The organism is Arthrobacter sp. Soil_C_60, assembly GCF_057656375.1.
This window is the reverse complement of record NZ_JBDGKM010000004.1, coordinates 22,328-39,732: the sequence shown is the minus strand read 5'-3', so window position 1 is coordinate 39,732 and position 17,405 is coordinate 22,328. Positions and strand designations below refer to the sequence as shown.

Here is a 17,405-nt window from a genome sequence, read left to right as displayed (position 1 = left end):
CATGTCAAACAAGAACACCCAAGCCCTCTCCGACGCCGGAGTCTCGATCTGGCTTGATGACCTGTCCCGCGAACTGATCACCTCGGGCTCGCTCAAGGACCTGATCGCGGAGAAGAACGTTGTCGGCGTGACGACCAATCCGTCCATCTTCGCCGCCGCGCTTAAGGACGGCGAGTCCTATGCTTCGCAGGTAGAGGAACTCGCTATCGAGGGTGCGGACGTCGACTCGGCGGTCTTCGCCATCACGACGGACGACGTTTCAGAAGCCTGCGATGTCTTCTCCGGGCTCTCGCGGGCCACCGGCGGCGTTGACGGCCGTGTGTCCATCGAAGTGGATCCCCGCCTTTCCCGCGATACCGCAGGAACGATTGCTGAGGCCAAGAAGCTCCATGCCAAGGTCAACCGCAGCAACGTGCACATCAAGATTCCCGCTACGGTAGAAGGTCTTGAAGCCATCACCGCCACGCTCGCGGAAGGCATCAGCGTCAACGTCACGCTGATCTTCTCCCTGGAGCGCTACCGCGAAGTCATCAACGCGTTCATGCTCGGGCTGGAGCAGGCCAAGGAAAACGGCCACAAGCTCTCGCACATCCACTCGGTTGCTTCCTTCTTCGTGTCCCGCGTGGACACCGAGATCGACAAGCGCCTGAATGCGGTCGGAACGGACGAGGCGAAGGCACTCAAGGGCAAGGCCGGCATCGCGAATGCGCGGCTGGCCTACCAGATCTACGAAGAGCAGTTCAGCAGCGAACGGTGGCAGGTCCTGGCCGAGGCCGGAGCGAAGCCGCAGCGCCCCCTCTGGGCGTCCACAGGTGTCAAGGACCCGTCCTACCCGGACACGATGTACGTGACCGAACTCGTTGCCAAGGGCGTTGTCAACACCATGCCGGAGAAGACACTCGAAGCCATGGTTGACCACGGCGAAGTCACCGGGGACACTGTTTCCACCACCTACGCCGATGCCAACAAGGTCCTCGATGCAGTGGATGGCCAGGGCATCTCCTATAAGGAAGTTGTTGAGCAGCTCGAGGAAGAGGGCCTGGATAAGTTCGTAGTCAGCTGGAATGAGCTGCTGGGAACCGTCCGCACCGCCCTGGACGACGCGGGACAGGACTAAGCGGATGGGGTCGTTGTCATTCCAGGCAGCGGGGGCCGCGCTGGCAGCCGTTGACCAGCACGTGCCCAAACTGGCCGAGAATAAGGTGGCCTCGCGGATAGCTGCCAAGGACCATACGCTTTGGGGACCCGACGCCGAACCGGAGGCATCAATCCGTCTGGGCTGGGTCGAGGCCGTGGAGGTTTCCCGGCCGTTGATCCCTCGGATCCTGAAGCTGCGTGACGAACTGCGCACCGAAGGCGTGACGCGTATTGTGCTGGCAGGCATGGGCGGTTCCTCGCTCGCGCCCGAGGTCATCAGCAACACGGCCGGCGTCGAACTGACCGTCCTGGACAGCACCGATCCCCAGCAGGTCGCCGCCGCGTTGGCCGAACGTTTGAGCGAAACCGCGATCGTGGTGTCTTCCAAGTCCGGTTCAACGGTGGAAACGGACTCGCAGCGGCGCGTTTTTGAAAACGCGTTCAAGCAAGCAGGCATCAATGCGGCCGAGCGGATCATCGTCGTGACGGATCCCGGCTCCCCCATGGACTCCGCGTCCAGGGGAGCCGGATACCGTGCCGTCTTCAACGCGGACCCGAACGTCGGCGGACGCTACTCTGCGCTCACCGCCTTTGGCCTGGTTCCGTCGGGTCTTGCCGGCGTGGACATCGACGCACTGCTCGCCGACGCGGAAGAGGCAGCCGAGATACTGTCCGAAGACGCGGCGGAAAACATGGCGTTGGCCTTGGGCGCTGCCCTTGGTGGCACCGAGCCTCTCCGCAACAAGATCGTCATTACGGATGAAGGCTCCGGCATCGTTGGCTTCGCCGACTGGGCGGAGCAGCTGATAGCCGAATCGACGGGCAAGCAAGGGACCGGAATCCTGCCGGTGGTCGTGGAGCCTGAAGCTCCGGAGCTGTCGATGGATGCGGCAGATGTGCTGGTCATCCGGCTGGTAGACACCGAGGCGGAAATCGAACTGGGCGCCAACGAAGTAGCGGTTGCGGGCAGCCTCGGCAGCCAACTCCTGCTGTGGGAGTACGCCACCGTGGTCGCCGGGTTGCTGCTGGGCATCAACCCCTTCGACCAACCGGATGTGGAAGCGGCCAAGACTGCTGCCCGAGGAATGCTGGACGAACGTCCGGAAACACCGGAACCTGCGGCCGTGGACCGTGCCGTGGAAATCCGTGCCAACGGCACCTGGCTCAAGGGCGCCGGCACGGTGGCCGAAGCCCTCGAGGCGCTGCTGGCAACCCTCGACACGGACAGCTACCTCAGCGTGCAGGCGTATCTGGACCGGTTTGGCCAGGCAGAGCTGGCGCAGCTGAGGCCGCGTCTGGCGTCGCTGGCCCAACGCCCGGTCACCTTTGGCTGGGGTCCTCGTTTCCTGCATTCCACCGGGCAATTCCACAAGGGTGGCCCGGCCGTGGGCGTGTACCTGCAGATCACCGGGGCGAGCGATGAAGATGTCCGGATTCCGGACCGTCCGTTCACTTTCGGGGAGCTGATTTCCGCACAGGCTGCAGGCGATGCACAGGTCCTTATTGACCATGGCCGGCCGGTCCTCAGGCTCCATTTCACGGACCGCGAGGCAGGAACGAAACAGCTGCAGGAGGCCGTGGCCTCCCTCTCCGACGGAAAGCCCTAATGCCAGGAACTGAAAGTGCGCGGCGCGTCAATCCTCTTCGGGACCCGCGGGACAGAAGACTGAACCGGATCGCGGGTCCCTCCTCGCTGGTACTCTTCGGCGTGACCGGGGACCTGTCGCGGAAGAAGCTCATGCCCGCGGTGTATGACCTTGCGAACCGGGGGCTGCTGCCGCCGAGCTTTGCACTGGTCGGTTTCGCCCGGCGTCCCTGGACGGACGAGGACTTCGCCGCGGAGGTCAAGGCCTCCGTGCAGCAATATGCACGCACGCCCTTCAACGAGGACGTGTGGACCCAGCTGTCCGGGGGCATCCGTTTCGTCCAGGGCGAGTTCGGCGATGCCGAAGCCTTCGCCCAGTTGAAGCAGACCGTGGCGGACCTGGATGAGCAGCGAGGGACCCAGGGCAACCATGCCTTCTACCTGTCCATCCCGCCCAAGGACTTCGAGCAGGTGTGCCAGCAGTTGTCTGCCAACGGGCTGGCGCAGGCGGAGCCGGGGACCTGGCGCCGCGTGGTGATCGAAAAGCCGTTCGGCCACGACCTCGAGTCCGCACGCGAGCTGAACAATATTGTCGAGTCGGTCTTCCCGCCGGACTCGGTCTTCCGCATCGACCATTATCTGGGCAAAGAGACGGTCCAGAATATCCTGGCATTGCGCTTTGCCAACCAGATGTTCGAGCCGCTGTGGAATGCCAACTTCGTGGACCATGTCCAGATCACCATGGCCGAGGACATCGGAATCGGCGGCCGCGCGGGTTATTACGACGGCGTGGGCGCGGCCCGCGATGTCATCCAGAACCACCTGCTTCAGTTGCTGGCCCTGACCGCTATGGAAGAGCCGATCTCCTTCAACGCCGAGGACCTGCGGACCGAGAAGGAAAAGGTCCTGGCCGCGGTAAGGCTGCCCGAGGACCTGTCCACGCACTCGGCTCGGGGACAGTACACCGGCGGCTGGCAGGGCGGCGAGAAGGTCAAGGGATATCTGGAGGAGGAAGGGTTCAATCCGGATTCCACCACTGAGACGTATGCTGCCCTGCGACTGGATATCCATACCCGTCGCTGGGCCGGGGTGCCGTTCTACCTCCGGGCGGGCAAGCGCCTCGGACGGCGGGTGACGGAAATCGCCGTCGTGCTCAAACGCGCGCCTAACCTACTCTTTCGGGACCACAACGACGACGATTTCGGCCAGAATGCCGTGGTTATCCGGGTCCAGCCGGACGAAGGGGCAACCATCCGATTCGGTTCCAAAGTACCCGGGACACAGATGGAAGTCCGCGACGTCACGATGGATTTCGGCTATGGACACGCCTTTACCGAATCCAGCCCCGAGGCCTATGAACGCCTGATCCTGGACGTGCTGCTGGGAGAACCGCCGCTGTTCCCCCGGCATCAGGAGGTGGAGCTCTCCTGGAAGATCCTTGATCCATTTGAGGAATATTGGGCCCGCAGCGGCACCAAGCCCGAGACTTACTCACCCGGAAGCTGGGGACCGGCCTCGGCCGATGAACTCCTAGCCCGCGACGGACGCACCTGGAGAAGGCCGTGATTGTTGACCTGCTTGATACGACCTCCTCCAAGGTCTCCAAGGAAATCGTCGCGATGCGCGAACGCGGTGGCGTTGTTGCACTCGGCCGCGTTCTGACCTTGGTGGTGCTGACTACTGCCGGCCACGAGGAAACCGCCATTCAGGCCGCCAACGTGGCCAGTCGTGAACACCCCTGCCGGATCATCGTCCTGGTCGACGCCGGAGCGGCCGAAGCGACGAGGCTTGACGCACAAATCCGGGTAGGCGGCGATGCGGGCGCCTCCGAGGTCGTCGTCCTGTATGGGCACGGCCAGCTGGCCACAGAGAGCGAATCCCTGGTGTCGGCCCTGCTGCTACCCGATGCCCCCATCGTCGCCTGGTGGCCGCACGGCATGCCCGAGGCTGCGTCCGCCACCTCGATCGGCAGGATTGCCCACCGCCGGATCACGGACTCGGCGAACGAGCCGGATCCCAAGACAGCGCTGGACTCGCTGCGGCGCACCTATGCAGCCGGTGATACGGACTTGGCTTGGACGCGCCTGACGAACTGGCGCATCCAACTGGCAGCGGTACTCGACCAGGTGGATCACTCCCCCGTGACCTCCGTTGCCGTGGAAGGCGCATCCGACTCCCCCAGCACGGTGCTGCTGGCAGCCTGGCTGACGCTGGCCTTAGAGGCTCCGGTGACCATCATCGAAGACCCCGCCGGCACCGGTATCCGGGGCGTGCGTCTATGTCGGCCCAAGGGCGACATCCGGATCCTCCGGCCAGGCCTTAGCGTCGCGGAACTGATCCAACCGGGCCAGCCCGTTCAGCGCATTACCCTCCCCCGCCGATCGGTGGAAGAGTGTCTGGCAGAGGAACTGCGCAGACTCGACCCGGACGAAGTCTTCGGGGAGGTCATTACCGAGGGTCTGCCCCGCACGAATCTAAGGAGTGTACGCCGCAGTGAACGCTGAACCAGTTCTCCACGTCCATCCCGATCAGGAAATCCTTGCCGCTGCCGCAGCGCGCAGATTGGTCGGCCGGCTGGCGATTGCCCAGCGCGAACGCGGTGAAGCCACCGTGGTCCTCACGGGCGGTACCTTGGGCATTAATACGCTCAAGGCGGTCGCGGCCGAACCCTCCCGTACTGACGTGGACTGGAGCCGGGTGAACTTCTGGTGGGGCGATGAACGTTTTGTGGCCAAGAACAGCCCGGACCGCAACGAACTGCAGGCACGGCAGGCATTGCTGGATCTGATCGAGGTAGATGAGTCGCGGGTTCACCCGTTCGGCTCCGCCGACGAGCACGCCACGCCCTTCGACGCTGCCGCTGCCTACGCTGACGAGCTCCGCGAAGCCGCCCGGTTGGAAGGCGGCGACGGCGCGGCGCAAGTCCCGACGTTCGACGTCCTGTTGCTGGGGGTGGGCCCCGATGCCCACATTGCATCGCTGTTTCCCGAAATGGCGGGCATTCGCGAGGAAGAGCTCACTGTTGTCGGTGTGGAGAACTCGCCCAAACCGCCGCCGGAGCGTGTATCCCTGACCCTGCCCGCCATTAACTCCGCAACGGAAATCTGGCTAGTAGTCGCAGGCGATGACAAGGCCGGAGCCGTCGGACTCGCACTTGCCGGAGCCGGTCCGGTGCAGGTTCCCGCGGCCGGACCAAAGGGCCGCCAAGAGACTTTGTGGATGCTGGACCAGGCCGCCGCGAGCCAGCTCCCGGAATCGCTGCTGGCTGGCGGGGAGACGTTCTAGCCGATGTGATGATCGCGGCGACCACCGGACCGTACTCCGGCAAGCATGGCTAGCTTGGTGCGGTCCGGTGTCGTCGCAGTTCCGCCAAAGCGCGGTCCAAGGCCTCAGCGGCCTCCGCCGGTGTGCGGCGCTCCTTGACATACTCCAGGTGGCTTTTGAAAGGTTCATCGCTGCTCCGTTGAACCAGCAGCCCGCGTTCGCGCCCTGCTGTCTGCCCGCATTTGGGACAGTCCCAGGACTGGGGAATCTCTGCTTCCGTCAGGTCAGCAAAAACGGGGACGGTCTCGTGGCCCTGCGGACACCAGTAACGGACGGGTACCTTGCGGACGAGATTGTGCGAGCGTCCGGAGTTGGCCTGCCATCCGGCGAGCCCTGCGCCTGTGACTGAGCCGACCCGGACTGCGCGTAGCCCATGCGAGGGGTGCATGACGTTCATCTCCGGTCGATTGAGTAGATCTGGAACCAGTCTACGACCGGCCGGAGACAAACGGGAGAAAACTTCCTTATGCCTCGGCGCCGAAACGCATAATGAGCCCAAGGGCAACAATGACCGCACCCCACGTCAGGCCGAGAATAACGGTGAACCGGTTGAGGTTCTTCTCGGCGACACCAGAAGAACCCAGGGAAGTGGTCATTCCGCCACCAAACATGTCGGACATGCCGCCGCCACGGCCTTTATGCAGCAGAATCAGCAAGGTTAGCAACAGACTGGTGATGCCCAGCAGGATTTGCAACGTGATCTTAAGAGCGTCCACAGTCGCCTTTCGAGTTAGTCCGTCACCAAGTGGTGTTCGAACCTGACAATATTAGCAAATTCGGCGGCGTCCAAGCTGGCGCCACCCACGAGCAGGCCGTCGACGTCCCGTTCCTTCAGGATCGAGGCGGCGTTGGCGGCCTTGACCGAGCCACCGTACAGCAACCGGACGCCGGCGGCCGTGGCGTCGTCGTACAACTTGGCGATTTCGGCGCGGATCGCGGAGCACATTTCCTGGGCGTCCTGCGGGCCGGCAACCTCGCCGGTCCCGATTGCCCACACCGGCTCATAGGCAATGACAAGTCTGGCCGCATCGTCCGCGCCAAGCCCGGCCAGATCCGCGCGTACCTGCTCCAGGGTGTGGGCAACGTGGTTGCCGGCCTGACGCACCTCGAGGCCCTCGCCGACACAGAGCACGGGCACCAGCGAGTGGCGGTAGGCGGCCTTCACCTTGGCATTGAGCAACTCGTCGGACTCGCCGTGGATGGTCCGCCGCTCGGAGTGACCCACCAGCACATAGCTGCAGCCCAGCTTGGCGAGGAACTGTCCGGAAATGTCCCCGGTGTAGGCGCCGGAGTCGAATTGGGAAAGATCCTGGCCACCGTAAACGATCTTGAGGTCGTCGCCCCGGACCAGGGTCTGGGTGCCGCGCAGGTCGGTGAAGGGAGGGAAGACCGCCACTTCCGTCCGGCTGTAGTCGTGCCGGGCGTCGCTGAGCGTCCACGCCAGTTTCTGCAGCAGGGTGATGCCCTGGACATGGTCCATGTTCATCTTCCAGTTGCCGGCGATCAGCGGTGTGCGGTCAAACTTGCCGTTGGTCGAGGTGGTCACAAAGGTCTCCAGTCATGTCGGTGCAGTGCAGCGCGGGTTCCGCAAGCAGTTCCCACGCTGCACGGGTGCAGGTGGTTGGCGCGTTGCGCGCCTAGCGGTCCAGTGCGGTGAGTCCTGGCAGCGCCTTGCCCTCGAGGTACTCCAGGCTGGCCCCGCCGCCGGTGGAGATATGGCCGAAAGCGTTGTCGTCGAAGCCCAGGCTCCGCACTGCCGACGCCGAGTCCCCGCCGCCGACAACGGTGAATCCGTCGCTGCCTGTCAGCGCCTTGGCCACGGTCCGGGTGCCGTGGGCGAAGGCGTCGAATTCGAAGACACCCATCGGCCCGTTCCAGAACACGGTGTTGGCCGAGTGGATCTGCTGGGCGAATGCCTCGGCCGAATCGGGGCCGATGTCCAGGCCAATGCCGCTGGCACTGAACCGCGAACCTTCCATCTCGTCGGCCCGGACCACTTCGTGCGCCGCGTCGGCAGCGAACTTCTCGGCCACGACGATATCCGTCGGCAGGATGAAGTTGCAGCCGCTCTCCTTGGCCTTGGCCAGGTAGCCGCGCACGGTGTCCAGCTGGTCTACCTCCAGCAGGCTCGCGCCGACCTTGTACCCCTGCGCCGCAAGGAAGGTGAACACCATTCCGCCGCCTACCAGGATGTAGTCCGCCCGGCCCAACAGATTGTCGATCACGGCGAGCTTGTCCGAGACCTTGGAACCGCCTAGGACGACCACGTAGGGCCGCTGCGGCGCGTCGGTCAGACGAGTGAGGACCTCGAGCTCGGTCCGGACCAGATCGCCTTGGAAGGCGGGCAGCTTGGCCGCGATGTCGAAGACGCTCGCATGCTTGCGGTGCACGGCGCCGAAGGCATCGTCAACGTAGGCGCCGTTACCGTCCGTCAGAGCAGCGAGCTCTTCGGCAAACGCCTGCCGCTGCGCGTCGTCCTTGCTGGTTTCCCGCGCATCGAAACGGAGGTTCTGCAACACCAGCACCTCTCCGTCCTGCAGTTCCGCCGCCAGCGACTGCGCATTGTCGCCCACGGTATCTTCGGCAAACTTGACGGTGAACGGGGCAAGATCTTTCAGGCGTACGACGGCGGGGCGCAACGAGTACCGCTCCTCCGGCTCACCCTTGGGGCGGCCCAGGTGGGCCATCACGATGACACGCGCCCCTGCGTCGGCCAGCTTCTGCAGGACGGGCAGGGATGCGCGGATCCGTCCGTCGTCGGCGACAGCGAGGGAATCCCCTTCGCCTTCCAGCGGAACGTTCAGATCCGAGCGGACCAGGACGTGGCGTCCGCGGACGCCTTCGGCGAGCAATTCATCAAGAGCGCGTGCAGTCATACCTACCCTTAGCGGTTAGCGAAGTCAGCTGAGTTTGGAAGAGACCAGTTCGGTCAAATCCACCAGGCGGTTGGAGTAGCCCCATTCATTGTCGTACCACGCGACTACTTTGACCTGGTTACCAATAACCTTAGTCAGTCCGGAGTCGAAGATCGAAGATGCCGGGTCTGTGACGATATCGGACGACACCAGCGGATCCTCCGAGTAGGTCAGGATGCCGGCCAGCCGTTCCTCGCCTGCGGCCGCCTTGTAAGCCGCATTGACCTCTTCGGCGGTGACTTCCCTGGACACGGTGGCGGTCAGGTCCGTCGCCGAGCCGGTAGGTACCGGAACGCGGATTGCGTAACCGTCCAGTTTGCCCTTGAGCTCGGGCAGGACCAGGCCGATGGCCTTCGCGGCTCCGGTGGAGGTGGGAACAACGTTGATTGCCGCGGCGCGGGCACGGCGGAGATCGCGGTGCGGGCCGTCCTGGAGATTCTGGTCCGCCGTATACGCGTGGATGGTGGTCATCAGGCCACGCTCGATGCCGAACTTTTCGTGCAGGACCATAGCGAGCGGACCAAGGCAATTGGTTGTACAGGAGGCGTTGGAGATGATGTGGTGCGATCCGGCGTCGTAATCCTTCTCGTTGACACCCATCACTACGGTGAAGTCCGCGCCGGAGGCCGGGGCGGAAACGATGACCTTCTTGGCGCCGGCGTCGATGTGCTTCTTGGCGTCCTCCGCTTTGGTGAAGAACCCGGTGGACTCGATCACGATATCCACGCCGAGGTCCTTCCACGGCAGCTGGGCGGGGTCCTTCTCCCCCAGCACCTTGACGATTTGTCCGGCCACGACCAGGTCGCCGTTTTTGAGTTCGATGCTTTCGGACAGGCGTCCCATGACGCTGTCGTACTTGAGCAAATGGGCCAGGGTCTTGGCGTCCGTCAGATCATTGATTGCCGCTATTTCCAGATCGGCGCCCTGAGCCAGCGCTGCCCGGAAAAAATTGCGGCCGATACGTCCGAAACCGTTGATTCCAACACGAGTTGTCACAGTTCTAGCTCCTTGATAGGCGGTAGCCGGATTTGTGCGCCGGCCCTTCCTCGGGACCCTTTGCTGGTCCTTGACGTGCCGCTGGCCTCCTTTTCCTCCCAGGGTATGGAAAAGTCCGGAAGGCAGCCGTCCCGATGCATAGCATCGTGACGGGCCTCCCGGACTTCATCTTACGCAGTTCGGACCGCGTGAGAAGCGTTCCTTGCTACTTTCCGAGGGTCACCAGGGACGAAGCACCCTTGCGTGCAGCTTCGAGGCGTTCTGCTACGTCCGCCCAGTTCACGATGTTCCAGAAGGCCTTGACATAGTCGGCCTTGACGTTGACGTAGTCCAGGTAGAACGCGTGCTCCCACATGTCCAGCATCAGCAGCGGGATGGTGCCGACCGGGACGTTGCCCTGCTGATCGTAGAGCTGCTCGATGATGATGTTGCCGCCCAGCGGCTCGTACGCCAGTACGGCCCAGCCCGATCCCTGCAGGCTCAGTGCGGCGGCATTGAAGTGTCCACGGAACGCGTCGAAGGAGCCGAAGGCGTCGTCCAGCGCTGCTGCCAGCTCGCCCTCGGGCTTGTCGCCGCCTTCCGGAGACAGGTTGTTCCAGAAGATGGAGTGGTTGGTGTGGCCGCCCAGGTGGAAGGCGAGATCCTTGGAGAGCTTCGGGATGTTGCCGAACTCACCCTTGTCACGGGCCTCGGCCAGCTGCTCCAGCGCGGTGTTGGCGCCGGCAACATAGGTCGCGTGGTGCTTGCTGTGGTGCAGCTCCATGATCCGGGCGGAGATATGCGGCTCCAGCGCTGCGTAGTCGTAGTTGAGTTCGGGCAGTACGTACTTGCTCACGAATATCCTCCGTTTAGTTCGGCGGCCGGCATGCGGCCGTGATCGGATTGATCATCCGGGCAGCGGACCCGCCCGGAAAATTATCTTGTTCCCAAAGCCTCTCCGGGCCAACGCCCGGACATCCCCATCCTAAGCACACGTCCTACTCATCGAACATCTCCGGAGTCACATTCGCGTCCGTCCCCGGAATGCCCATGTCCGAAGCGCGCTTGTCCGCCATCGCCAGCAGGCGCCGGATCCGCCCGGCGATGGCATCCTTGGTCATGGGCGGGTCGGCCAGGCGGCCCAGCTCATCCAGGCTGGCCTGCTTGTGTGCCACGCGCAGTTCACCGGCATACCTGAGGTGCTCGGGAACATCATCACCAAGAATCTCCAGCGCGCGGTCCACCCGTGCCCCGGCGGCGACAGCAGCCTGGGCCGAACGGCGAAGGTTGGCGTCGTCGAAATTCGCCAGTCGGTTGGCGGTAGCCCGGACCTCCTTGCGCATCCGCCGTTCCTCCCAGACCATGAGTGCATCATGGGCCCCCATTCGGGTCAGCAGCGCGGCGATGGTGTCGCCGTCCCGGATCACGACGCGGTCCACACCCCGGACCTCCCGCGCCTTGGCGGTGATGTCGATGCGGCGGGCGGCGCCGACCAAGGCCAATGCGGCCTCGGGCCCGGGACAGGTCACTTCGAGGGAGGATGAACGGCCTGGTTCGGTCAGTGACCCGTGCGCCAGGAACGCTCCGCGCCAAACCGCCTCGGCGTCGGCTGCGGAGCCATTGACGACTACCGAAGGCAGCCCGCGGACCGGACGTCCGCGGGCATCGAGCAGCCCCGTCTGGCGGGCCAGCGATTCCCCGTCGCGGACGACACGGACCACGTAGCGGTTGCCGCGGCGCAACCCGCCGCCGGAGACGACGATGATTTCACTGCCGTGGCCGTAGACCTCGGCAATGGCAGCACGTAGGCGCCGTGCCGTGGAGGCAAGATCAACTTCGGCCTCGATGACTATCCGGCCTGAGATGATGTGAAGCCCGCCGGCAAAGCGAAGCATCGTCGAGACTTCGGCCTTCCGCACCTGGGACTTCTTGATGTCAAGGCGTGAAAGTTCATCCTTGACTGCTGCAGTCAGCGCCATGCACCCTGTCCTAACTTATGTCTTACTGTCCCGCGAAAATGTCATGGTAGGCCGTTGCGAGCCTTAACGGGTCATGTACGGCATGACCGCCGGGAGTTCCCACTCTACCCAAGACAACGCGCGCTCCGAGCCCGGCGGCCGCGGCTTCGAACCGTGCACGGTCCCCAATGGTGTCCGGATCTGCGAGCACGACGTCAAACTTCAGCTCCGGGGCATACCGCTGCACCACGGACAGATGGTCCGCTGCGGTCATCCCGGACGTTTCCTTGGTATCCATGGCAAGATTCATGGTCAGGATCCTCCGTGCGCTGGTCCGGCACAGGGCGTCCCGCAGCTGCGGGAGCATCAAATGCGGCAGCACCGAGGTGTACCAGGATCCCGGCCCGAGGATCACCCAGTCGGCGGTCTCAATGGCCTGGAGGGCCTCGGTACAGGCCGGCGCATCGTCCGGTATCAGCCGCACATCGTTGACATGCGTATTCCGGCCGGCTTCCGCTAGCCTCGACTGGCCTGAAATCGTCACGTTGCGCAATTGCCCGCCGGGTTCCTCCGTCAGCACGTCGCCTTCGATGGTCAGCGGGACGGTTGCCATCGGCAGCACCTGGCCGCGTGCCCCCAACAGTGCTCCGGCCCACTGCAGACCGGCAACCGGGTCCCCCAGCAGTTCCCACAAGGTGACGATCAGCAGGTTGCCGACCGCGTGGTTGTCCAGGCTGCCTTCAACGTTGTCCAGGGACTTGAACCGGTGCTGCATCACGTCCCGCCACGTCTGCCCCCATTCGGTGTCGTCGCACAACGAGGCAAGCGCCATCCGCAGGTCGCCCGGCGGGAGGACGCCAAGCTCGCGGCGAAGACGGCCGGAGGACCCGCCGTCGTCCGCTACGGTCACCACTGCCGTCAGTTCCGTGGTCAGCAGCCGCAGGGCAGCCAGCGACGCCGACAGTCCATGGCCGCCACCCAGGGCCACGACGGACGGCGGATTCTGTCCGCGGACGCTTCCCGGCCGGTCCGTCTGCGGCAGCGGTACGCGCGGAAGCGGGCCCGTCAAAAGGGCCACTATTCGCGCCCCAGATCCCGATGCTGCACCGCAACTTTCACGCGCGGCAGCTGGGCAAGCCGTTTGGCCAGCTCTACAGCCACGGCGACGGAGCGGTGTTTGCCTCCGGTGCAGCCGACGGCGATCGTCGCGTAGTGCTTGTTCTCGCGGCGGTACCCTTCGAGCACCGGTTCGAGTGCATCAACATAGCGCTTGATGAATTCCTCCGCCCCGGATTCCTGCAGCACGAATTCGCTGACCTGCCGTTCCAGCCCCGTGTGCGGGCGGAGCTCGGGAATCCAGTGCGGATTGGGGATGAAGCGCGCGTCGGCCACAAAGTTCGCGTCCACCGGAAGGCCGTACTTGAAGCCGAAGCTCATTACGTTCAACCGCAGCACGATCGGGCCGGAGTCGGAAAAGAGCTCGGTGATGTTGGTCGCAAGGGCGTGGACATTCATGTCGGTCGTGTCCAGGACCAAGTCGGAGGCGTCCTTGAGCCTGGCCAGGAGCTCGCGTTCCGCCGTAATACCGTCCGAAATCCGGCCGTCACCCTGCAGCGGATGCGGCCGCCGGCCTTGTTCGAAACGGCGGACCAGCACGTTATCCGCGGCATCCAGGAAGATGACCCGGTAGTTGATGCCGCTGGATTTCAGTCCGTTGAGCGACTCGCGGATATCGCGGAACAGGTTTTGGCTGCGCACATCAACAACGACGGCGAGCCGCGGCATCGATTCGGGCATGCGCGAGACAAGCTCGGCCAACGTGCCGAGCATTTGCGGCGGGAGGTTGTCCACGACATACCAGCCGTGGTCTTCGAGCGCGTGCGCGGCGGTGGTACGGCCTGCGCCCGACATACCCGTGACCACCAGCAGTTCGGATTCCACCGGTTTGATCGGCGTGAAATCCTCTTCGTCTGACATTGAGCCGTCCTGTTCTTAGGTTCGTCCCGCAGCCTTGCACGGGTTTCCTAGCCTAGCTAAGATTCGATGATTTCGCCGGTCGCCATGTTGACCGCCGGCGCCTCAGCGGCAGGTTCCGCCGCCGGATTGAGCTGCCGTTTGATGGAGGCGGCCAGGGCGGGACCGACGCCGGGTACCGCCTGGAGTTCCTCGGTGCTGGCGGCCTTGAGTTTCTTGGCCGAGCCGAAGTGCTTGAGCAGCGCCTGGCGCTTGGCCGGCCCCAGCCCCTGGATCCCGTCCAGTACCGACACGGTCATCGACTTTCCGCGCTTCTGGCGGTGGTAGTTAATCGCGAAGCGGTGAGCTTCGTCCCGGATGCGCTGGAGCAGATACAGGCCGTGCGATGCACGGGGCAGGATGACAGGGAAGTCGTCGTCCGGAAGCCAGACTTCTTCCAGCCTTTTGGCCAGTCCGACCACGTAGACATCGGTGATCCCCAGATCGGCCAAGGCGCGGGAGGCGGCCGAAACCTGCGGCGGCCCGCCGTCCACCACGACAAGATTCGGCGGATAGGCGAACTTGGTGCGCGGCGCCGGCGTCGTCGTATCCGTCAATACACCGTCCCCGGCGGGAACGCCGTTGGAGTCGATGACATCGGCAGCAAGGGGTGCTTTCGTGCCTCCCGGCGCCGCGGCTGCCTCGGGTTCCGGGACCGCCGTCTTGTCCGCCAGATAGTTCCGGAACCGGCGGCTGATGACGTCGTACATCGCGGAGGTGTCGTCCCGCGCAGCATCGCCGGTAATGGAAAACCGCCGGTAGTCAGACTTCTTGGGCAAGCCGTCCTCAACGACCACCATGGAGGCCACAACGTTGGTTCCCTGGACATGCGAAATGTCGTAGCACTCGATGCGCAGCAGGGCCACGGGCAGGTCGAGCGCCTCCTGCAGCTCCTGCAGCGCGGCGGAGCGGGTGGTCAGATCTCCGGCGCGGCGGCTCTTGTGCAGCGCCAGCGCCTGGGTGGCGTTCTCCTGCACGGTGCCGAGCAGCGCGGCCTTGTCGCCGCGCTGGGGCACCCGCAGTTCGACCTTGCTGCCGCGCAGGCCGCGCAGCCACTCCTCCAGCTCGGGCCGGTTCTCCGGCTCGACGGGCAGCAGCACCTGCTTGGGGATCCTGTCCGGTCCCTCGCCGTCGCCGTAGACCTGCTGCAGCAAGTGCTCGGTCAGGTCGGCCGGGGACGCGTCCTCGACCTTTTCGACAACCCAGCCGCGCTGGCCCCGGATCCGCCCGCCGCGGACGTGGAAAACCTGGACCGCGGCCTCAAGCTCGTCTTCGGCCAGCGCGAAAATGTCCGCGTCCGTGTCCTCGCTGAGCACCACTGCATTGCGTTCGAAGACGCGCTTCAGGGCAGCGATGTCGTCGCGGTACCGTGCCGCCGATTCGTAGTCGAGCTCGGCAACGGCGGCGTTCATCTTCTGTTCCAGCGCACGGATGAAACGGTCGGCTTCACCGCCCATGAAAGCGCAGAACTCGGCGGCGAGGGCCTTGTGGTCTTCAGGGGAAATCCGCCCGACACACGGTGCGGAGCACTTGTCGATGTAGCCGAGCAGGCATGGCCGGCCGGTCCGCTGGGCACGGTTGAAGACGCCAACGCTGCAGGTGCGGACCGGGAACACGCGCAGCAGCGTGTCGACGGTTTCCCTGATCGCCTTGGCCGGATAGAACGGGCCGAAGTACTTTGTGCCCTTCCGCCGGTCCCCGCGCATGACCTGCACGCGCGGGAACTTCTCGGACATGGTGACAGCCAGGTAGGGGTAGGACTTATCGTCCCGGAACATGATGTTGAACCGGGGCGTGAACTCCTTGATCCAGGTGTACTCGAGCTGGATGGCCTCCAATTCGCTGCCCACCACGGTCCATTCGACGGACGCCGCGGTATGCACCATTGCCCGGGTGCGCGGCATGAGTCCGTCGGGATTTGCGAAGTAGCTGTTGAGGCGGGACCGGAGGTTCTTGGCCTTACCCACATAGATGACGCGCTTGTTGTCATCCCGGAACCTGTACACCCCGGGCTGGGTAGGGATCTCCCCCGGCTTCGGCCGGTAAGACGAGGGCAGTGCCATTACTGTGCCTGTTTGGATTGGTTGTAGGTGCCGGCCCGTTCCTGCCCGCTCAGTTCGGCAATGGCGTCCATGATCTTATCTGTGGCGGCACGGCGGGCAGGCAGGGAATGCCCCGGGCCCGTCTTGTCGAAATACAGCGGCGCGCCGACCTTCAAGGTGAAATGCTGCGGCTTAATCATCTTCTTGTCCGCTGGCTGGAGCCTGTCGGTTCCGATCAGTCCCACCGGCACCACAGGAGCACCGGTGGTCAGGGCAAGCCAGCCAACCCCTGTTCTTCCACGGTACAACAGACCGTCGCGGGAGCGGGTGCCTTCGGGATAGATACCGAACGCCTCTTTCCGTTCAAGAATTTCCACAGCTGTCTGCAGCGCCGCAACGCTGGCAGCCTGTTCCCCGCGTTCCACCGGAACGGAGCCTACGCTGTTGAAGAACCAGCGCATCGCGGAGCCCTTCGGCCCCTTCGCGGTGAAGTACTCAGCCTTCGCAAAGAACGCCACCTTGCGCGGCATCAGGGCCTGGACGATGATGCTGTCGAAAAACGACTGGTGATTCGGGGCGACGATGACCGGGCCCTCCGGCGGGAAGTTTTCCAGCCCCTCGACCGTGGGCCGGCAGGTTCCGGAGATCACGGAACGGAACGCAGCACGGGTGCCTTCGAAAAATTCCATTCCCTTACCTCTCCGTTCCTTGTGTGGCGGCCGCTTGCTGCAGTGCCAGTTCCTCCGCTAGTTCCCGGGTATTGACGACGACGGCGGCAGCACCGGCGGCTTCCAGCTCACCGTCGGCCGCAAATCCCCAGCCAACTCCGATAGCAGGGATCCCGTGGTGGACCGCGGCAATGATGTCGTAGTGCCGGTCCCCCACCATCACCACGCTGCCGTAGGCCCCGGCGTACTGTCGCAAAGCCTCCGCCAGAATCGGGATTTTGCCTGCATCGGCTGCGACACTGCTGCCCGGATCGTCAAAGCCTGCGCCATGGATGCTGTCGAAATAGGGGTTCAATCCCTGTACACGCAGTAGTTCGTCCGCGATCGGAGTGGGCTTCTGCGTAGCCACTGCCAGGATGGTACCTTCGGTCTTCAACTGCTGCAGCAGCCCTTCCACTCCGGGATAAACATGGCTGGCTGCCATCCCGGAAAGGCGGTACTCGGTCCGGTAGAGCCTAATGACTTCAGCCAGGTCGCTCTCCGGAACACCCGCCTTCTCCCGCAGGGACTGTCCCAACGGCGGACCGACCATGGAATCGAGGACGTCCTGCTGCGGGACCGGCAGGCCGGCGAGCTGCAGGGCTCGGCTGATACCCCCGGTGATGGCCCCCGCGGGATCCACCAGAGTCCCGTCAAGGTCAAAGAGAACCAGCGCCGGCAAAGAAGTCACCTAGGCATTTTTCCATACCTTGAACGTTATGCGTTACACGCATTCCCTTCGAGGTATA

The 17,405-nt window shown here is 64.1% G+C and carries 17 protein-coding genes; 5 read left to right on the top strand and 12 right to left on the bottom strand.

The window, feature by feature from the left end:
* Window position 1 precedes the first annotated feature (1 nt).
* The 5 genes from tal to pgl are packed head-to-tail and all read left to right on the top strand — an operon-like array spanning window position 2 to window position 6,007.
* Window positions 2-1,117, top strand: a complete 1,116-nt coding sequence (tal, locus tag AC3A4M_RS09895) for a transaldolase (RefSeq protein WP_498735613.1) — start codon at window positions 2-4, stop codon at window positions 1,115-1,117.
* 4 nt (window positions 1,118-1,121) lie between these two features.
* Complete coding sequence (locus AC3A4M_RS09890; RefSeq protein ID WP_498735612.1) at window positions 1,122-2,744, top strand: phosphoglucose isomerase-related protein; 1,623 nt, start codon at window positions 1,122-1,124, stop codon at window positions 2,742-2,744.
* A complete protein-coding gene (gene zwf / locus AC3A4M_RS09885) occupies window positions 2,744-4,288 on the top strand; it encodes a glucose-6-phosphate dehydrogenase (protein WP_498731970.1) in 1,545 nt (514 codons plus the stop codon). Before AC3A4M_RS09890 ends, zwf begins: the two co-directional genes overlap by 1 nt.
* Complete coding sequence (locus AC3A4M_RS09880) at window positions 4,285-5,226, top strand: glucose-6-phosphate dehydrogenase assembly protein OpcA (protein WP_498735611.1); 942 nt, start codon at window positions 4,285-4,287, stop codon at window positions 5,224-5,226. Before zwf ends, AC3A4M_RS09880 begins: the two co-directional genes overlap by 4 nt.
* Window positions 5,216-6,007, top strand: coding sequence for a 6-phosphogluconolactonase (gene pgl, locus AC3A4M_RS09875; RefSeq protein WP_498735610.1), 792 nt, complete (start codon window positions 5,216-5,218; stop codon window positions 6,005-6,007). The genes AC3A4M_RS09880 and pgl overlap by 11 nt, the downstream gene beginning before the upstream one ends.
* Before the next feature lie 49 nt (window positions 6,008-6,056).
* On the opposite strand, the gene AC3A4M_RS09870 is transcribed toward pgl, so the two are convergent.
* From AC3A4M_RS09870 to AC3A4M_RS09815, 12 genes are all read right to left on the bottom strand, one after another.
* Complete coding sequence (locus AC3A4M_RS09870) at window positions 6,057-6,434, bottom strand: RNA polymerase-binding protein RbpA (RefSeq protein ID WP_498735957.1); 378 nt, start codon at window positions 6,432-6,434, stop codon at window positions 6,057-6,059.
* Window positions 6,435-6,510: 76 nt separating this feature from the next.
* A complete protein-coding gene (secG, locus tag AC3A4M_RS09865; protein WP_074702459.1) occupies window positions 6,511-6,762 on the bottom strand; it encodes a preprotein translocase subunit SecG in 252 nt (83 codons plus the stop codon).
* A 14-nt stretch (window positions 6,763-6,776) separates the two neighbouring features.
* Window positions 6,777-7,592, bottom strand: a complete 816-nt coding sequence (tpiA, locus tag AC3A4M_RS09860) for a triose-phosphate isomerase (protein WP_498735609.1) — start codon at window positions 7,590-7,592, stop codon at window positions 6,777-6,779.
* A 91-nt stretch (window positions 7,593-7,683) separates the two neighbouring features.
* Complete coding sequence (locus AC3A4M_RS09855; RefSeq protein ID WP_498735608.1) at window positions 7,684-8,922, bottom strand: phosphoglycerate kinase; 1,239 nt, start codon at window positions 8,920-8,922, stop codon at window positions 7,684-7,686.
* Window positions 8,923-8,946: 24 nt separating this feature from the next.
* A complete protein-coding gene (gene gap, locus AC3A4M_RS09850; RefSeq protein ID WP_498735607.1) occupies window positions 8,947-9,957 on the bottom strand; it encodes a type I glyceraldehyde-3-phosphate dehydrogenase in 1,011 nt (336 codons plus the stop codon).
* A 205-nt stretch (window positions 9,958-10,162) separates the two neighbouring features.
* The gene (locus AC3A4M_RS09845) at window positions 10,163-10,792 is read right to left on the bottom strand and encodes a superoxide dismutase (RefSeq protein WP_498735606.1); all 630 of its coding nucleotides are present in this window, start codon (window positions 10,790-10,792) and stop codon (window positions 10,163-10,165) included.
* A gap of 142 nt (window positions 10,793-10,934) precedes the next feature.
* Window positions 10,935-11,915 carry a DNA-binding protein WhiA gene (gene whiA, locus AC3A4M_RS09840; RefSeq protein WP_074702464.1) on the bottom strand — a complete coding sequence of 327 codons (981 nt, stop codon included), beginning with the start codon at window positions 11,913-11,915 and terminating at the stop codon, window positions 10,935-10,937.
* A gap of 22 nt (window positions 11,916-11,937) precedes the next feature.
* A complete protein-coding gene (locus AC3A4M_RS09835) occupies window positions 11,938-12,972 on the bottom strand; it encodes a gluconeogenesis factor YvcK family protein (RefSeq protein ID WP_498735605.1) in 1,035 nt (344 codons plus the stop codon).
* The gene (gene rapZ, locus AC3A4M_RS09830; protein WP_074702466.1) at window positions 12,972-13,871 is read right to left on the bottom strand and encodes an RNase adapter RapZ; all 900 of its coding nucleotides are present in this window, start codon (window positions 13,869-13,871) and stop codon (window positions 12,972-12,974) included. The genes AC3A4M_RS09835 and rapZ overlap by 1 nt, the downstream gene beginning before the upstream one ends.
* Before the next feature lie 56 nt (window positions 13,872-13,927).
* On the bottom strand, window positions 13,928-15,970 hold the full coding sequence (gene uvrC, locus AC3A4M_RS09825; RefSeq protein WP_498735604.1) for an excinuclease ABC subunit UvrC: 2,043 nt from the start codon (window positions 15,968-15,970) through the stop codon (window positions 13,928-13,930).
* Complete coding sequence (locus AC3A4M_RS09820; protein WP_498735603.1) at window positions 15,970-16,638, bottom strand: lysophospholipid acyltransferase family protein; 669 nt, start codon at window positions 16,636-16,638, stop codon at window positions 15,970-15,972. The genes uvrC and AC3A4M_RS09820 overlap by 1 nt, the downstream gene beginning before the upstream one ends.
* Before the next feature lie 4 nt (window positions 16,639-16,642).
* Window positions 16,643-17,347, bottom strand: a complete 705-nt coding sequence (locus AC3A4M_RS09815) for an HAD hydrolase-like protein (protein WP_498735602.1) — start codon at window positions 17,345-17,347, stop codon at window positions 16,643-16,645.
* Window positions 17,348-17,405 lie beyond the last annotated feature (58 nt).